Annotated in this window: 15 protein-coding genes; 10 read left to right on the top strand and 5 right to left on the bottom strand. The window is 60.0% G+C overall.

What is annotated here, in order from left to right:
• Positions 1–305 precede the first annotated feature (305 nt).
• Both ACM6I6_RS13980 and ACM6I6_RS13985 read right to left on the bottom strand, forming a co-directional pair.
• Positions 306–1526 carry a CaiB/BaiF CoA transferase family protein gene (locus tag ACM6I6_RS13980; RefSeq protein ID WP_274073866.1) on the bottom strand — a complete coding sequence of 407 codons (1221 nt, stop codon included), beginning with the start codon at positions 1524–1526 and terminating at the stop codon, positions 306–308.
• Positions 1527–1538: 12 nt separating this feature from the next.
• Complete coding sequence (locus ACM6I6_RS13985) at positions 1539–2720, bottom strand: acyl-CoA dehydrogenase (RefSeq protein ID WP_008064832.1); 1182 nt, start codon at positions 2718–2720, stop codon at positions 1539–1541.
• A gap of 158 nt (positions 2721–2878) precedes the next feature.
• Here ACM6I6_RS13985 and ACM6I6_RS13990 point away from each other — a divergent pair, with 158 nt between their 5' ends.
• The 10 genes from ACM6I6_RS13990 (at position 2879) to ACM6I6_RS14035 (ending at position 12763) form a co-directional block, all read left to right on the top strand.
• Complete coding sequence (locus ACM6I6_RS13990) at positions 2879–3778, top strand: LysR family transcriptional regulator (protein ID WP_274073865.1); 900 nt, start codon at positions 2879–2881, stop codon at positions 3776–3778.
• Between the two features lie 434 nt (positions 3779–4212).
• Positions 4213–5334: a Re/Si-specific NAD(P)(+) transhydrogenase subunit alpha gene (locus ACM6I6_RS13995; protein WP_046818713.1), complete on the top strand. Its 1122-nt coding sequence runs from the start codon at positions 4213–4215 to the stop codon at positions 5332–5334.
• Positions 5335–5345: 11 nt separating this feature from the next.
• Positions 5346–5702 (top strand): NAD(P) transhydrogenase subunit alpha, encoded by a 357-nt coding sequence (locus tag ACM6I6_RS14000; protein WP_008064823.1) that lies wholly within the window; start codon positions 5346–5348, stop codon positions 5700–5702.
• Positions 5699–7132, top strand: coding sequence for an NAD(P)(+) transhydrogenase (Re/Si-specific) subunit beta (locus ACM6I6_RS14005; RefSeq protein ID WP_406592539.1), 1434 nt, complete (start codon positions 5699–5701; stop codon positions 7130–7132). Before ACM6I6_RS14000 ends, ACM6I6_RS14005 begins: the two co-directional genes overlap by 4 nt.
• A 215-nt stretch (positions 7133–7347) precedes the next feature.
• Positions 7348–8841: an acetyl-CoA hydrolase/transferase family protein gene (locus ACM6I6_RS14010; protein WP_323609099.1), complete on the top strand. Its 1494-nt coding sequence runs from the start codon at positions 7348–7350 to the stop codon at positions 8839–8841.
• 319 nt (positions 8842–9160) lie between these two features.
• A complete protein-coding gene (locus ACM6I6_RS14015; protein ID WP_007902752.1) occupies positions 9161–9376 on the top strand; it encodes a DUF1127 domain-containing protein in 216 nt (71 codons plus the stop codon).
• 337 nt (positions 9377–9713) lie between these two features.
• Complete coding sequence (locus tag ACM6I6_RS14020; RefSeq protein WP_274073862.1) at positions 9714–10031, top strand: DUF2388 domain-containing protein; 318 nt, start codon at positions 9714–9716, stop codon at positions 10029–10031.
• 107 nt (positions 10032–10138) lie between these two features.
• Positions 10139–10456 carry a DUF2388 domain-containing protein gene (locus ACM6I6_RS14025; RefSeq protein WP_406592537.1) on the top strand — a complete coding sequence of 106 codons (318 nt, stop codon included), beginning with the start codon at positions 10139–10141 and terminating at the stop codon, positions 10454–10456.
• Between the two features lie 28 nt (positions 10457–10484).
• Entirely contained in the window at positions 10485–10805 is a 321-nt protein-coding gene (locus ACM6I6_RS14030) for a DUF2388 domain-containing protein (RefSeq protein ID WP_020798084.1), read from the top strand.
• The gene (locus ACM6I6_RS14035) at positions 10802–12763 is read left to right on the top strand and encodes a DUF4105 domain-containing protein (protein WP_323627840.1); all 1962 of its coding nucleotides are present in this window, start codon (positions 10802–10804) and stop codon (positions 12761–12763) included. The genes ACM6I6_RS14030 and ACM6I6_RS14035 overlap by 4 nt, the downstream gene beginning before the upstream one ends.
• A 71-nt stretch (positions 12764–12834) precedes the next feature.
• Here ACM6I6_RS14035 and ACM6I6_RS14040 read toward each other — a convergent pair whose 3' ends face one another.
• The 3 genes from ACM6I6_RS14040 to trpB all read right to left on the bottom strand — a co-directional run bounded on the left by ACM6I6_RS14040 (position 12835) and on the right by trpB (position 15450).
• Entirely contained in the window at positions 12835–13281 is a 447-nt protein-coding gene (locus ACM6I6_RS14040; RefSeq protein WP_274073859.1) for an anti-virulence regulator CigR family protein, read from the bottom strand.
• A gap of 121 nt (positions 13282–13402) precedes the next feature.
• The gene (gene trpA, locus ACM6I6_RS14045) at positions 13403–14215 is read right to left on the bottom strand and encodes a tryptophan synthase subunit alpha (protein WP_274073858.1); all 813 of its coding nucleotides are present in this window, start codon (positions 14213–14215) and stop codon (positions 13403–13405) included.
• Positions 14215–15450: a tryptophan synthase subunit beta gene (trpB, locus tag ACM6I6_RS14050; protein WP_414920063.1), complete on the bottom strand. Its 1236-nt coding sequence runs from the start codon at positions 15448–15450 to the stop codon at positions 14215–14217. Before trpB ends, trpA begins: the two co-directional genes overlap by 1 nt.
• Between the last annotated feature and the right edge of the window lie 70 nt (positions 15451–15520).

The raw sequence follows: 15520 nt of genomic DNA on the forward strand, positions 1-15520 counted from the left end.
ACCTCAGATCTCTCGTCAGCGGGAGGCGAATTCTACAGCGTTACACGCTGCTGTCAACACCTCTTTTTCAACTCCCTGCTGGCTTCGATGAACTGAAGCAACCTGCTGTCAAAACTGCGTAACTCATTGTTTACCAAGGAGTTTTCCGTTTCGACTGCGCCGGAAGTGGGGCGAATTATAGGCTTCCAGAATCTGCCGTCAAGCATTGATTCCGGCGTTCTATCAATAACTTGCAGGAGGCGCCAAAACGCCCTGATTGAACCCTATCCAGAAAGACAAACGCTCCTCTATATAGAAAAACGCCATCAGAGAACGCCCGAAGCCTTCAAAGCAGACACGGCCCCAGCCTCCAGGCCGAGCACCCGCTGCAGAACCTCCAGCGTATGCTCGCCCAGCAAAGGCGGCGCATACCGGTACTCCACCGGCGTCTCGGACAACCGAATCGGACTGGCCACCTGCGGCACCATGCCAGCCAGGGCGTGAGGCAACTCGATCGCCAACCCGCGCGCCTTGACCTGTGGGTCTTCAAACATCTGCGCCAGATCATTGATAGGGCCGCACGGCACACCGGCCTGCTCCAACTGAGCAACCCACTCAGCGGTCGTCTTGAACACCGTAGCCTGGCGGATCAGGGGAATCAGCACCGCCCGGTTTGCCACCCGCAGCTTGTTGGTCGCAAAACGCGGATCATCGGCCCACTGGGGCTGGCCCGCCACTTCGGCAAATTTGCGAAACTGCCCATCGTTGCCGACAGTCAGGATGAAATCGCCATCTGCAGTAGGAAAGTCCTGGTAAGGCACGATGTTCGGATGAGCATTACCCAGACGCTTTGGCGCATTGCCCGTTGTCAGGTAATTCATCGCCTGGTTGGCCAGGCACGCGACCTGGACATCCAGCAACGCCATATCGATATGCTGCCCGCCACCATCGTGGTCTCGATGCGCAAGCGCCGCCAAAATGGCAACCGTGGAATAGAGTCCGGTGAGAATATCCGTCAGCGCCACGCCAACCTTGACCGGCCCGGCTCCCTCTTCGCCTTCAGGTCGACCCGTCAGGCTCATCAGGCCACCCAGGCCCTGGATCATGAAGTCATAACCCGCACGCTTGGCGTAAGGACCGGTTTGCCCAAAACCGGTAATCGAGCAATAAATCAGTTCAGGATTAATCGCCTTCAGCGACTCATAGTCCAGACCGTAGGCCGCCAGGCCGCCGACCTTGAAATTCTCGATCAGGATGTCCGACCTGGCCGCCAGCTCACGCACCAGCTTCTGTCCCTCAGGGCGCGTGAAGTCTATGGTGACCGATTGCTTGTTGCGGTTGGCCGACAGGTAATAGGCGGCCTCGCTGGTATTTTCGCCATAGGCGTCCTTGAGGAACGGCGGGCCCCAGGCGCGCGTGTCATCGCCATTGCCCGGACGCTCGACCTTGATCACTTCGGCGCCAAGGTCGGCGAGGATCTGCCCGGACCACGGCCCGGCCAGCACCCGCGATAAATCCAGTACCCGTAGATGCGAAAGCGCGCCCATAACGTTCTCCTATTAATAGAACGCCTGGATGCCGGTCTGCGCGCGACCGAGGATCAGCGCGTGGACGTCATGCGTACCCTCATAGGTATTCACCACTTCCAGGTTGACCAGATGGCGGGCAACCCCGAACTCGTCCGAGATACCGTTGCCGCCCAGCATGTCGCGGGCCATGCGCGCGATATCCAGGGACTTGCCGCAGGAGTTGCGCTTCATCATCGAGGTAATTTCAACCGCCGCAGTACCTTCGTCCTTCATGCGACCCAGGCGCAGGCAGCCTTGCAGCGCCAGGGTAATTTCGGTCTGCATGTCGGCCAGTTTCTTCTGGATCAGCTGGGTGGCGGCCAATGGGCGACCGAACTGCTGGCGGTCCAGGGTGTATTGACGCGCGGTGTGCCAGCAGAACTCGGCGGCACCCAGTGCGCCCCAGGAGATGCCGTAACGGGCCGAGTTCAGGCAGGTGAAAGGGCCCTTCAAACCACGGACGTCAGGGAAGATGTTTTCTTCCGGAACGAACACGTTGTCCATGACGATTTCACCGGTGATCGAAGCACGCAGGCCAACCTTGCCGTGAATCGCAGGGGCGCTCAGGCCTTTCCAGCCCTTTTCCAGCACGAAGCCACGGATGTCGCCGGCATCGTCCTTGCCCCAGACCACGAACACATCGGCGATCGGGCTGTTGGTGATCCACATCTTGCTGCCGGTCAGGCTGTAGCCGCCTTCCACTTTGCGAGCACGGGTGATCATCGCACCTGGATCAGAGCCATGGTTAGGCTCGGTCAGGCCGAAGCAGCCGATCCACTCGCCCGACGCCAGTTTTGGCAGGTATTTCTGCTTCTGCGCTTCGGTACCGAATTCATTGATCGGCACCATCACCAGCGAGGACTGCACACTCATCATCGAGCGGTAGCCGGAGTCGACACGCTCGACTTCACGGGCGATCAGGCCGTAGCTGACGTAGTTCAGGCCACTGCCGCCGTACTGTTCCGGGATGGTTGCGCCCAACAGGCCCACTTCACCCATTTCGCGGAAGATCGCCGGGTCGGTCTTTTCATGGCGGAAAGCTTCGAGCACGCGTGGCGCGAGACTCTGCTGGGCGAACTGCGCAGCGGTGTCGCGGATCATGCGTTCTTCTTCGGTGAGCTGTTGATCCAGCAGCAGGGGATCGATCCAGTTGAAGCTAGCTTTACCGGCCATGAGTGTGTCCTCTCGAAACAGGGTCAAATAACGTGCAGTGATCCTAGGCCGGGTTCGCCGCTTGGGCAAACGAGGATTTCGCATACTGTTGTGCTAATTTCTCACTCCGAAACGTCGCAAACCCCTTTCAAGGCGATGTATTAGTGAGGTTGACGTACATGCGCAGGAAAATACCCAGCACAACGGCCCTGATCAGCTTCGAGGCGGCCGCACGCCATGAAAGCTTCACCAAGGCCGCCCAGGAGCTTTCGCTGACCCAAGGGGCCATTTGCCGACAGATCGCCAGCCTCGAGGAGTTCCTCAGCGTGGAACTGTTCCGACGCTCCCGGCGCGGGGTCAAGCTGACGGAGGCGGGCCTTTCCTACAGTCGCCGGGTGGCCACTCAACTCGATGCGGTCGAGCGCGACACCTTGTCCGTGATGGGCCAGCAGGGCGCCAACGTAATCGAACTGGCCGTGGTTCCGACCTTCGGCACCCAGTGGCTGCTGCCCAGGCTCAAGGACTTTCAGCAGAAACATCCGGAAGTGACGGTCAACCTGACCAACCGCACGCGCCCATTCCTGTTTGCCGACACCGATTTCGACGCCGCGATCTATTTCGGTGATGCGGATTGGTCGGGTACTGAATCCCACAGGTTGATGGGTGAAAACCCGATGCCCGTGTGCAGCCCTACCCTGCTGGGCAACAAGAATGTCCTGACACCCGCCGAAATCGCCGACCTGCCCCTACTGCAACAGACCACCCGCCCCTATGCCTGGCGCCAATGGTTCGCCTCTCAGCACCTGAATGTGCCGCGGGACATGACAGGGCCGCGCTACGAGCTATTCTCCATGCTGGCCCAGGCCGCGATGCACGACATGGGGATTGCGCTGATCCCGCCGTTCCTGATTCAGCGCGAACTGGCCGAGGCGCGCCTGGTAATCGCCAACCCCCAGGCACTCTCCAGTATCAAGGCCTATTACCTGATGATTCCGGAGAGAAAGGTCGAATCGGCGTCTTTAAGGGCTTTTCGGGACTGGCTGGTAACTCAGGCCCATGGCTACAGCCTTGAAGGATAAGGCCCCGGGCAATTATCTGACCTCGTAGTCAGAAAAATTAAAACCCTACAGATATAAGTATTTGTCGCATGGAGGAAAACTGTAAAGCCAAGCAGTACAAACGTGCCACAAGCGCCTGACGACGCGGCTTTGCGCCACTATTTCATCACCATGTCGCATCATTCATATGGCCGATGTGTAATTTGTTGGATTGGCCCCAGAATCCACGAAAGGCACGGCCTAGACGGGATTGAGCCGTTTGGTTGCGACATTCGGTCACGGGGTGACTTGTAGTTAATTTTCCGTCACCCGTCATAATCCCTTGAAGGGCACAAAGTTCGCCTGCAAAATGCCGCGCCCCGCCTGAATTTAGCGGGGTCGTGCTGATCGGCCGCCCCAGCCGCACCATCCGTAGTGCATGGGTTTACTCAATAAGATCACGCAGGAGATTTGACGTGCACATTGGTGTTCCTCTCGAAACCCAGACCGGTGAAACACGGGTTGCTGCAACCCCCGAAACCATCAAGAAGCTGATCGGCCAGGGTCACAAGGTCACTGTACAAAGCGGCGCCGGCGTCAATGCCAGCGTTGTCGACAGTGCCTATGAAGCTGCCGGCGCAACCATTGGCAGCGCCAGTGAGGCATTTGGTGCAGAGCTGATTTTGAAGGTCGTCGCCCCCAGCGACAGCGAGCTTGCGCTGATAAAGAGCGGCACCGTTGTGGTGGGGATGCTCAATCCGTTCAACAACGAAACCATCGCCAAGATGGCCGAGTGCGGCATTACCGCCTTTGCCCTGGAGGCCGCACCTCGCACCTCCCGCGCCCAGAGCCTGGATGTGTTGTCCTCGCAAGCCAACATCGCCGGCTATAAAGCCGTGTTGCTGGCCGCTCATCATTATCCGCGCTTCATGCCGATGCTGATGACTGCTGCGGGCACCGTGAAAGCGGCGCGGGTGCTGATTCTCGGCGCCGGTGTTGCCGGATTGCAGGCCATTGCCACGGCCAAGCGCCTGGGCGCGGTGATCGAAGCGTCCGACGTGCGTCCTGCGGTGAAGGAGCAGATCGAATCCCTGGGCGCCAAGTTCGTCGACGTGCCTTACGAGACCGATGAAGAACGTGAATGCGCCGTCGGTGTCGGCGGTTACGCCCGCCCGATGCCGGCCAGCTGGATGCAGCGTCAGGCCGTGGCCGTGCACGAGCGCGCCAAGCAGGCTGACATCGTCATCACCACGGCACTGATTCCGGGTCGCAAGGCACCGACACTACTCAGCGCGGAAACCGTGGCGCAGATGAAACCCGGCTCGGTGGTCATCGACCTCGCCGCAGCCCAGGGTGGCAACTGCCCTTTGACCGTGGCCGATCAGGTGGTCGTCGAAAACGGCGTGACCATCGTTGGCCCGACCAACCTGGCTGCCGCCGTAGGCGCCGATGCTTCGGCCCTGTATGCACGCAACCTGCTGGACTTCATGAAACTGTTGTTCGATAAAGAAGGACAACTGGTGATCAACCTTGAAGACGATATCGTCGCCGCGTGCCTGATGTGCCGCGACGGCCAGATCGTGCGCAAGAACGGCTGAGGATAAAAACAATGGAAGACATGCTGATCTCTCACGGTATCTACAACCTGATCATCTTCGTGCTGGCCATCTATGTCGGCTACCACGTGGTCTGGAACGTGACGCCTGCACTGCACACCCCACTGATGGCAGTGACCAACGCGATCTCGGCCATCGTCATCGTCGGCGCCATGCTCGCTGCCGCCCTCACCGTGACCCCGCTGGGCAAGACCATGGGCACCCTGGCCGTGGCCCTGGCCGCGGTCAACGTGTTCGGTGGCTTCCTGGTCACCCGGCGCATGCTGGAAATGTTCAAGAAGAAAGCGGCTCCAGCAAAGGCTCCGGCAGCCAAGGCCGAAGCAATCAAGGCTGAGGTGCAGCAAGCATGAGCATGAACCTGGTTACTTCCCTGTATTTGATCGCCTCGGTCTGCTTCATCCAGGCGCTCAAGGGACTCTCGCACCCCACCACCTCGCGTCGCGGCAACCTGTTCGGCATGCTCGGCATGGGCCTGGCGATCCTCACCACGGTCGGCCTGATCTACAAGCTCGGCTCCGAACTGGCCCATGACGGCATCGTCTACGTGATCGTCGGCCTGCTGATCGGCGGCACTGTCGGTACGATCATGGCCAAACGCGTTGAAATGACGAAGATGCCGGAACTGGTCGCCTTCATGCACAGCATGATCGGCCTGGCAGCGGTGTTCATCGCGATTGCGGCGGTAGTCGAGCCGCAGTCGCTGGGTATCGTTGCGCAGCTGGGTGACGCAATCCCGGCCGGCAACCGCCTGGAGCTGTTCCTCGGTGCCGCCATTGGTGCGATCACTTTCTCCGGTTCGGTAATCGCCTTCGGCAAGCTGTCGGGCAAGTACAAGTTCCGCCTGTTCCAGGGCGCACCCGTACAGTTCACCGGTCAACACAAACTGAATCTCGTGCTGGGACTGGCGACACTCGGCCTGGGCATCACCTTCATGTTGACGGGAGACCTCAGCGCCTTCGCCTTGATGCTGGCCCTGGCCTTCATCTTGGGTGTGCTGATCATCATCCCGATCGGTGGCGCGGACATGCCAGTGGTCGTATCCATGCTCAACAGCTACTCCGGCTGGGCGGCAGCGGGTATCGGCTTCTCGCTGAACAACTCGATGCTGATCATTGCAGGCTCCCTGGTGGGCTCGTCCGGTGCGATCCTCTCGTACATCATGTGCAAGGCGATGAACCGCTCCTTCTTCAACGTACTGCTTGGCGGCTTCGGCAATACTGCCGACGCAGGTCCTGCAGGCGCCAAGGAAGCCCGTCCGGTGAAATCCGGTTCGGCTGACGACGCGACCTTCCTGCTGACCAACGCCGACACCGTGATCATCGTTCCGGGTTACGGCCTGGCGGTAGCACGGGCACAGCACGCACTGAAGGAACTGACCGAGAAGCTGACCCATCGCGGCGTGACCGTGAAGTACGCGATCCACCCGGTCGCCGGTCGTATGCCCGGCCACATGAACGTCCTGCTGGCCGAGGCCGAAGTGCCTTACGACCAGGTGTTCGAGATGGACGACATCAACTCCGAGTTCGGCCAGGCCGACGTGGTGCTGGTGCTGGGTGCCAACGACGTGGTCAACCCTGCCGCGAAGAACGATCCGAAATCGCCGATTGCCGGCATGCCGATCCTCGAAGCGTTCAAGGCCAAGACCATCATCGTCAACAAGCGCTCGATGGCCAGCGGCTACGCCGGCCTGGACAACGAACTGTTCTACCTGGACAAGACCATGATGGTGTTCGGCGACGCCAAGAAAGTCATCGAAGACATGGTTAAAGCCGTCGAGTAAGACCGCTTGGCAATACCACAACGCCTCGACTCGTCGGGGCGTTTTTGTTTGCGTTAATCGTCGGGAAAAGGGCCGCTTTGTTACCGAAACGGTAACGGTGTTTTGTCTGGAAGTGCCGAAATAGACGCCTCGTTTGCGACCTTGGTAGCGGGACAGGGCATCAACAAATTCTCTAGACTGGACATCCTGCTACCCGTTGCCCGAGATAACAATTCATGTACCGTGACCGTATTCGCCTGCCTTCGTTGTTGGATAAAGTGATGAGCGCCGCCGAGGCTGCCGCTCTGATTGAGGACGGCATGACCGTCGGCATGAGCGGCTTCACCCGCGCCGGCGAAGCCAAGGCCGTACCCCACGCATTGGCCGAACGGGCCAAGGTCACTCCGCTGAAGATCAGCCTGATGACCGGCGCCAGCCTGGGCAACGACCTCGACAAACAACTCACCGAGGCCGGCGTATTGTCGCGACGCATGCCGTTCCAGGTGGACAGCACCCTGCGCAAGGCGATCAACGCCGGCGAGGTGATGTTCATCGACCAGCACCTTTCGGAAACCGTCGAGCAACTGCGCAATCAGCAACTGAAGTTGCCGGACATCGCGGTGATCGAAGCCGTGGCCATTACCGAGCAAGGCCATATCGTGCCGACTACGTCCGTGGGCAACTCGGCCAGTTTCGCGATTTTCGCCAAGCACGTCATCGTCGAGATCAACCTGGCGCACAACCCGAACCTCGAAGGCCTGCACGACATCTATATCCCGACCTATCGTCCCACCCGTACGCCGATTCCCCTGGTCAAGGTCGACGACCGCATTGGCAGCAGCGCCATCCCGATTCCACCGGAAAAGATCGTCGCCATCGTGGTCACCAATCAGTCCGACTCACCGTCCACCGTGCTGCCACCGGATGTGGATACCCAGGCCATCGCCGATCACCTGATCGACTTCTTCAAGCAGGAAGTCAGCGCCGGGCGCATGACCAACAAGCTCGGCCCGTTGCAAGCCGGTATCGGCACCATCGCCAACTCGGTGATGTGCGGCCTGATCGATTCGCCGTTCGAAGACCTGACCATGTACTCCGAGGTCCTGCAGGACTCGACGTTCGACCTGATCGATGCCGGCAAGCTGAGCTTTGCATCCGGCAGTTCGATCACCTTGTCGAGCCGGCGCAACGCTGACGTGTTCGGCAACCTGGAGCGCTACAAGGACAAACTGGTCCTGCGCCCCCAGGAAATTTCCAACCACCCTGAAGTGGTCCGTCGCCTCGGCATCATTGGCATCAACACCGCCCTTGAGTTCGATATCTATGGCAACGTCAACTCCACCCACGTCTGCGGCACGCGGATGATGAACGGCATTGGCGGCTCGGGCGACTTCGCGCGCAACGCCCACCTGGCCATCTTCGTGACCAAGTCGATCGCCAAGGGCGGGGCGATTTCCAGCGTGGTTCCGATGGTCAGCCACGTTGACCACACGGAACATGATGTCGACATCCTCGTCACCGAGGTCGGCCTGGCGGACCTGCGTGGCCTGGCACCCCGGGAGCGGGCGCGCGTCATCATCGACAACTGCGTACACCCGGATTACCGCCAGGCCCTGAACGACTACTTCACGGCGGCCTGCGCAATCGGCGGGCACACGCCGCATATCCTGCGTGATGCACTGAGCTGGCACATGAACCTGGAAGAAACCGGAAGAATGATCGCCGTGTAATTGATACAGATGGCAGCTGACGCAAACACAGTTTCGTCAGTTTGCCGTTGCCGAACAGAATCCCGACAAAAACTGTACTGCTGTACCGGTCATTTCCTACCGAATTTTCCTACACTACCCCCTCAAATCACCAAAATCGCACCACAATAGAGCAGACAGGTACAGTTGCCTCATTTTCGACCAGTACACCCCCTATAAACAGTTAACTGAGCTCTCACAATACAGATGAACTGTATCTACAGAGACTAGGCAAACGAGAGGATCATGAGCACCAGTCAAGCCACTACCTAATCCCGCCATAAGCGGAAGGATGTAAACCATGGAACGTACACTCAGTTCCGAACTGTTCTTCGAAGACACCGCTGCAAAAACCCAGGCTTCCATGCCTCTGCGCGTTATCGCCAACCTGATGCTGTGGCAGCGCCGCATCTCCAGCCGCCACCAGCTGGCTCGCCTGGATTCGCGTCTGCTGGCTGACGCCGGGATTAGCGAAGCACAACGCTACGAAGAGCTGAGCAAGCCGTTCTGGCGCTAAGCTAGCGTCGCTGGCTCTGACCTCAGGGTCCACCGCCAGCAACCCGAATTGAACAAGCAAAGCCCGTCGTGGGAAACCACGACGGGTTTTGTCGTTTCACCGGCTGTTAACGCATAACCAGTACAGTTTTCTCATTTATCGATTACACCGCTACAGTTGAGCAAACGGTTTTTCATCCGTTCAAACTGATTTCCAGCAACCTTTTCTCTTATAGGCTGTTCGAAACGTCCTGCTCAGGCCTAATATCAAGCCAGAACGTGGCGCCCCCCGAGTGTCTGGCGTCTGATCATCAGACACTGCACCACCTCTTTATCGTCTCATCCAAAGGAGTTACACCATGTCCCGTCTTCGTCTGCTCAGCGCTGCAGCCCTGCTTGCCGTGGCGGCCAATGCCCACGCCACCAGCTTCATCGTGACGACCGATGCCGTCGTCGGTGCACTCAAAGCCACCTCCGACGCGACTTCCGACATCACGTCTTCGTTCAAGGATGACAAGATCGTGCTCGCGGCCCGTGACGACGCTGCCAGCTTCGTCGCCAGCGAAGGCAGCATCCGTGGGGTAAAACTGGAAAGCGCACTCGATCACATTCGCCATCAGGCTCCACAGCTGAACGCAACAGACGCACAATTGGCCCAGGCCATCCTGACCATCTAAGCGTTTGCCTTGATGTGGGACACGCATGCCGTGTCCCAATGTTTCCGCGCTGGCTCTAGCCCGGGCCTTGCGCTAGCCTTGGGACTCACTTTCAACTGTCGAGTCTCATGCGTTTTAATTCAAATCTATTCATTGCTCCGGTACTTCTTGCAGCCTTCCATGCGGGGGCGGCCCATGCCTTCGACGCGTTCAACCTGTCTACCCAGGGCATTGTGGCCAGCAGTTATGCCTCAAGCCTGGTGACCTCTGCCCCCTTCGACCATAAACTGTTGCTCGCCGCCCGGGATGATGCCGCGGCATTCGTCGCCAGTGATGGTCAAATGAGAGGCGTACGACTGGAATCGGCCTTGTCTTACCTGCGCCACGCCCAGCCAAAACTTCATGCCAGCGACCTTGAACTGGCACAGGCAATTCTCGTCCAATAGTTATCCCAAGTTCCTCCGGAGTCGTTCCATGCGTAACCCGCTGATTGTTGCCACCCTTGGCCTGCTGTTGTTGGCTGATGTGGCCCAGGCCCAAACCCTGGTTGCCACCAGCAACATCCTCATTCGTGCCACCCAGCGCACACTGGACTTCACTTCCGACACGACGACGTCGATCCGCGACTCGAAAATCGTCCGCGAAGCCCAGGACGATGCTGCGAGCTTCGTCGCCAGCAACGGCGATATTCGTGGCGCGCACCTGGAATCCGCTCTCAATTTGTTGCGCACTCGCGTTCCGGAAGCCCGCGATGCCAGTGACCAGGATCTCGCCGAAGCCATCCTCGCACTGTGAGGTCTCCAGTTGCCTTGCTGTTGGCCGGGGTCGTGCTGCTGTTTGGCAGCACGGCCCACGCCGACCTCGAACTGCACCTCAAGACCGAAGGCCTGAGCCCCGCGCAACAACAGGCCAGCCAGGCGTTGCTTGATGAAGCCATGCAGGCATTGCCGCCGCGGTTCATCGAGCAACTCGACCGGCGCATCGACGTCGGCTGGACCGATGACATGCGCAGCGATGCCTATGGCCAGGCGTCGCCGGTATCCGAACTCGACCTGAATCGCAAACTGCTGGCCAGCCTCACCGACGGCAGTGCGGCGAGCAAAAAAACCAATCGCCCCCATGGCACTGTGCGCCGGGAACTGCTGGCCACGGTGTTGCACGAGCTGACTCACATTTATGACCGCTCGCGCTTGTGGCCTACGTCGGAACGCACGTTGATTCAACGCTGCACCCGCCAGGAGAGCAGCTCGGGGCTGGTGGGCATTCCCGACCAATGCCGTGGCCAATCGGGCCGGCGCTTCACACTCAGTGATGACCCGCGCCTGCTCGACCTCGCCGGTTGGCAGCAATACGTTGGCCGGCGTGGCGAGCGCGAACAGCACAACCGCCAGATCGCCCGCAGCCCGGACATCTACGAGATCAGCAGCCCGAAGGAATTCGTCGCGGTCAACATGGAGTATTTCCTCCTCGACCCGAGCTACGCCTGTCGTCGCCCGGCGCTGTACCGCTACTACAAGGAGCACTTCGGCTGGGCTCCCGCCGCCAAAGGCGATTGCGCCAAGACCTTCGCATTCCTCAACGCCGGCAATGACTTCGCCAAGACCCCCCTGGGCCAGGTTGATCCGGAGCGGGTCTACGCCGTCGACTACTTGCTGGCAGAGGCCAACCAGAACTGGGTCAGCCGTTGGGGCCACAGCATGTTGCGCCTGGTGATCTGCGCCCCGGGCAGGCCCCGCGGGCCGGATTGCCGCCTGGACCTGGACCAGCACCTGGTACTGTCCTACCGCGCGTTCGTGGGCGACGTGCAGCTATCGAGTTGGGATGGCCTGGTGGGTAAATACCCGTCCCGCCTGTTCGTGTTGCCACTGGCCCAGGTGATCGACGAATACACCAAGACCGAGTTGCGCAGCCTCGCCTCCGTGCCACTGAACCTGTCGCGTGACGAGATTGAAAACGTGGTGGAGCGTGCCGCCGAGATGCACTGGAGTTACGACGGCAACTACTTCTTCCTGTCGAACAACTGCGCCGTGGAAGAGCTGAAGTTACTGCGCGGTGGCACCAACAACTCAAAACTGGTTGCCCTGGACAACATCATGCCCAATGGCTTGCTGGAAGTGTTGAAGGGCCGCGGGCTGGCGGATACCAGCGTGCTGGACGACCCGCGTGAAGCCCTTCGCCTGGGTTATCGCTTCGACTCTTTCCGCGATCGCTATCAAGCGATGTTCGAGGTGTTGAGAAAGCGCCTGCCGATCAAACAGGAAAAGGTCGAAGACTGGTTGTCCCTGACTGCAGCAGAGCGCCGCCAATGGTTCGATCAGGCAGACTTGCGTACCAGCGCGGCATTGCTCCTGCTGGAGCAGGCAAGCTATCGCCAGCAGTTGCTCCTGGCCCAGGATGAGGTGAAACAACGTTACCTGGGGGCCCGTGAGCTGAAAAACGGCGGAATGGACAAAGCCAACGCGACTCTGAGGCAAATTCTCGACAACAGCGGTTTCCTCAGTCGCCCGGCGGAACTGCTCGGCAGCGGCGGCTATGGCCTGCCGCAACCTGCTGAATGGCAACGCCTGGAATCGGAAACCAGCCTGCGGCAGAAGCAGCTTCAGGTATTGACCGGGGATCTGGACAAGGAAGTCAGGGCGCTCCTCGATCCAGATCGTGCAGCGGAAATGGCAGCCAATGAAGCCAACGTGAGACAGATTGGCGAACATTTGCGCAAGTTGCACAAGGCATCGGGTGGATTGGAGTTGCCATGAGGTCATAAAAGCAAAGATCGCAGCCTCCTGTAGGAGCTGCCGAAGGCTGCGATCTTTTCACGCTGGCCCCATCAATACAAAACGCCCTGCAACACCTCGTAGACAATCCCCGTACCCGCAGCAATCAGCACAACATCCCCGCCCGCACGACGCCATTCGTAACCCGGGTAATACGGCAGTCGCTCCAACGCCCTGTTATCCAGGCGTTCTCCGTAATAACCACGGGGCAGCGGCCGACCACGCTCCAGATGAATGCCTGGTGGCAACGGCGCACCACGGACGAAATACTCGCGCTGGTCATGAATCGTCTGACGCACCGGGGCAAAGTCCCGAGGAGGCGGCCCACCGCGATGATTGTCCTGCCCGCCACGATGGTCATTGTCACGGTTATCGTAATGGCCCTGTTGCGGGCCGCCGTGGTCATGATCGTCGCGCTGATCGGCGCTGGCGTGCAGCAATGGGGTCGCACTGAGCATCAGCACACCCAGGCTGGCAATCAGACGTTTCGGCATTTTCATTGGGTCTTTCCTCAGAACACCTGCAGCAAAAAGGGCTTCAGAACATGGTCCTGAAGCCCTCGGTCTTGCTGGTTAGTCTGTGTTGGGAGGTTCTAATTCCTCTGTATCAGGAACTTTACCTTCAGCTGACACGGGCCTTACGCACGCCATCGGCCAACGCCGAGCACAGGCTCAAAACGCCATCGACCGCTTGCTCCGCAGTCGTGGCATTGGCGATCTGATCGATCAACGCCGAACCCACGACCACGCCATCGGCCAGACGCGCGATGTTCGCCGCTTGTTCCGGCGTGCGGATGCCGAAACCGATGCTGATCGGCAGGTCGGTATGGCGACGCAGACGCGCCACTGCTTCTTCGACGTGCTCCAGGGTTGCCGCGCCCGCACCGGTCACACCGGCCACCGACACGTAGTACACAAACCCGGAACTGCCGTTGAGGACGGTTGGCAGACGCACATCATCAGTGGTCGGTGTGGTCAGGCGGATGAAATCGATGCCCGCGGCCTGGGCCGGGTCGCACAGTTCACCGTTATGCTCGGGTGGCATGTCGACCACGATCAAGCCGTCGACACCCGCTTCTTTCGCCTCGGCAATGAACCGCGGCACGCCGTATTTGTGGATCGGGTTGAAGTAGCCCATCAGCACCAGGGGCGTTTCGTTGTTGTCCTTGCGGAACTCACGCACCATTTCCAGGGTTTTCGCCAGGTTCTGCTTGGCCTCCAGGGCACGGATGTTGGCCAGCTGGATCGCCGGACCGTCAGCCATCGGATCGGTGAAGGGCATGCCCAGCTCGATCACGTCGGCGCCCGCCGCAGGCAGGCCCTTGAGGATCGCCAGGGAGGTGTCATAGCCCGGGTCGCCCGCGGTGACGAAGGTCACCAAAGCGGCGCGATTCTGTTCCTTGAGTTCGGCAAAACGCGTTTGCAGGCGGCTCATCAGTGTTTCTCCTGCTTGGATGGCTCTTGTTGAGAGTGTTCCATGTGGTGCATCACGGTCTGCATGTCTTTGTCGCCACGGCCAGACAGGTTGACCACCATCAGGTGATCCTTGGGCAGGGTCGGCGCGCGCTTGAACACTTCAGCCAGGGCATGGGCGCTTTCCAGGGCAGGAATGATTCCTTCCAGGCGGCAGCACTGGTGGAAGGCCGCGAGTGCTTCGTCGTCGGTCACCGAGGTGTACTGGACACGGCCGATGTCATGCAACCAGGCGTGTTCCGGGCCGATGCCCGGGTAGTCGAGGCCAGCGGAGATCGAGTGGGCATCGATGATCTGGCCATCGTCATCCTGCAACAGGAAGGTGCGGTTGCCGTGCAGTACACCCGGTACGCCGCCGTTCAGGCTGGCCGCGTGCTTGCCGGTCTCGATGCCGTAGCCGGCCGCTTCCACGCCGATGATCTCGACGCTCTTGTCGTCCAGGAACGGGTGGAACAGGCCCATGGCGTTGGAACCACCACCGATGCACGCCACCAGGCTGTCGGGCAGGCGGCCTTCCTGGGCTTGCAGCTGGTCACGGGTTTCCTTGCCGATCACGGCCTGGAAGTCGCGAACCATCGCCGGGTAAGGGTGCGGACCGGCCACGGTGCCGATCAGGTAGAAGGTGCTGTCGACGTTGGTCACCCAGTCGCGCAGGGCTTCGTTCATCGCATCCTTCAGGGTGCCGGTACCGGCCACCACCGGGATCACTTCGGCGCCCAGCAGCTTCATGCGGAACACGTTGGCCTGCTGGCGTTCGATGTCGGTGGTGCCCATGTAGATCACGCAGTCCAGGCCGAAACGCGCGGCCACGGTGGCCGTCGCCACGCCGTGCATGCCGGCGCCGGTTTCGGCGATGATGCGTTTCTTGCCCATGCGCCGCGCCAGCAGGATCTGGCCGATGCAGTTGTTGATCTTGTGCGCGCCGGTGTGGTTGAGCTCTTCACGCTTGAGATAGATCTTTGCGCCGCCACAGAATTCGGTCAGGCGCTCGGCGAAATATAGCGGGCTCGGACGACCGACGTAATTGCGCTGGAAGTAGGCCAGCTCTTCCTTGAAGGCAGGATCTTCCTTGGCCGCTTCGTATTCACGGGCCAGGTCGAGGATCAACGGCATCAGGGTTTCGGCAACATAACGGCCACCGAACGCGCCAAACAGGCCGTTGGCGTCAGGGCCGTTGCGCAGATTAGTCTGGGTCATGGGGCGCTCCAGTTGAATTGCGTAGGAATACAATGGGCATCACTCTACCCCCTGACGCCCCGGGCTGAAA

Origin of the sequence: Pseudomonas sp. IT-P218, from assembly GCF_949767605.1 — a bacterium.
Classification (GTDB): Bacteria; Pseudomonadota; Gammaproteobacteria; order Pseudomonadales; family Pseudomonadaceae; genus Aquipseudomonas; species Aquipseudomonas putida_AE.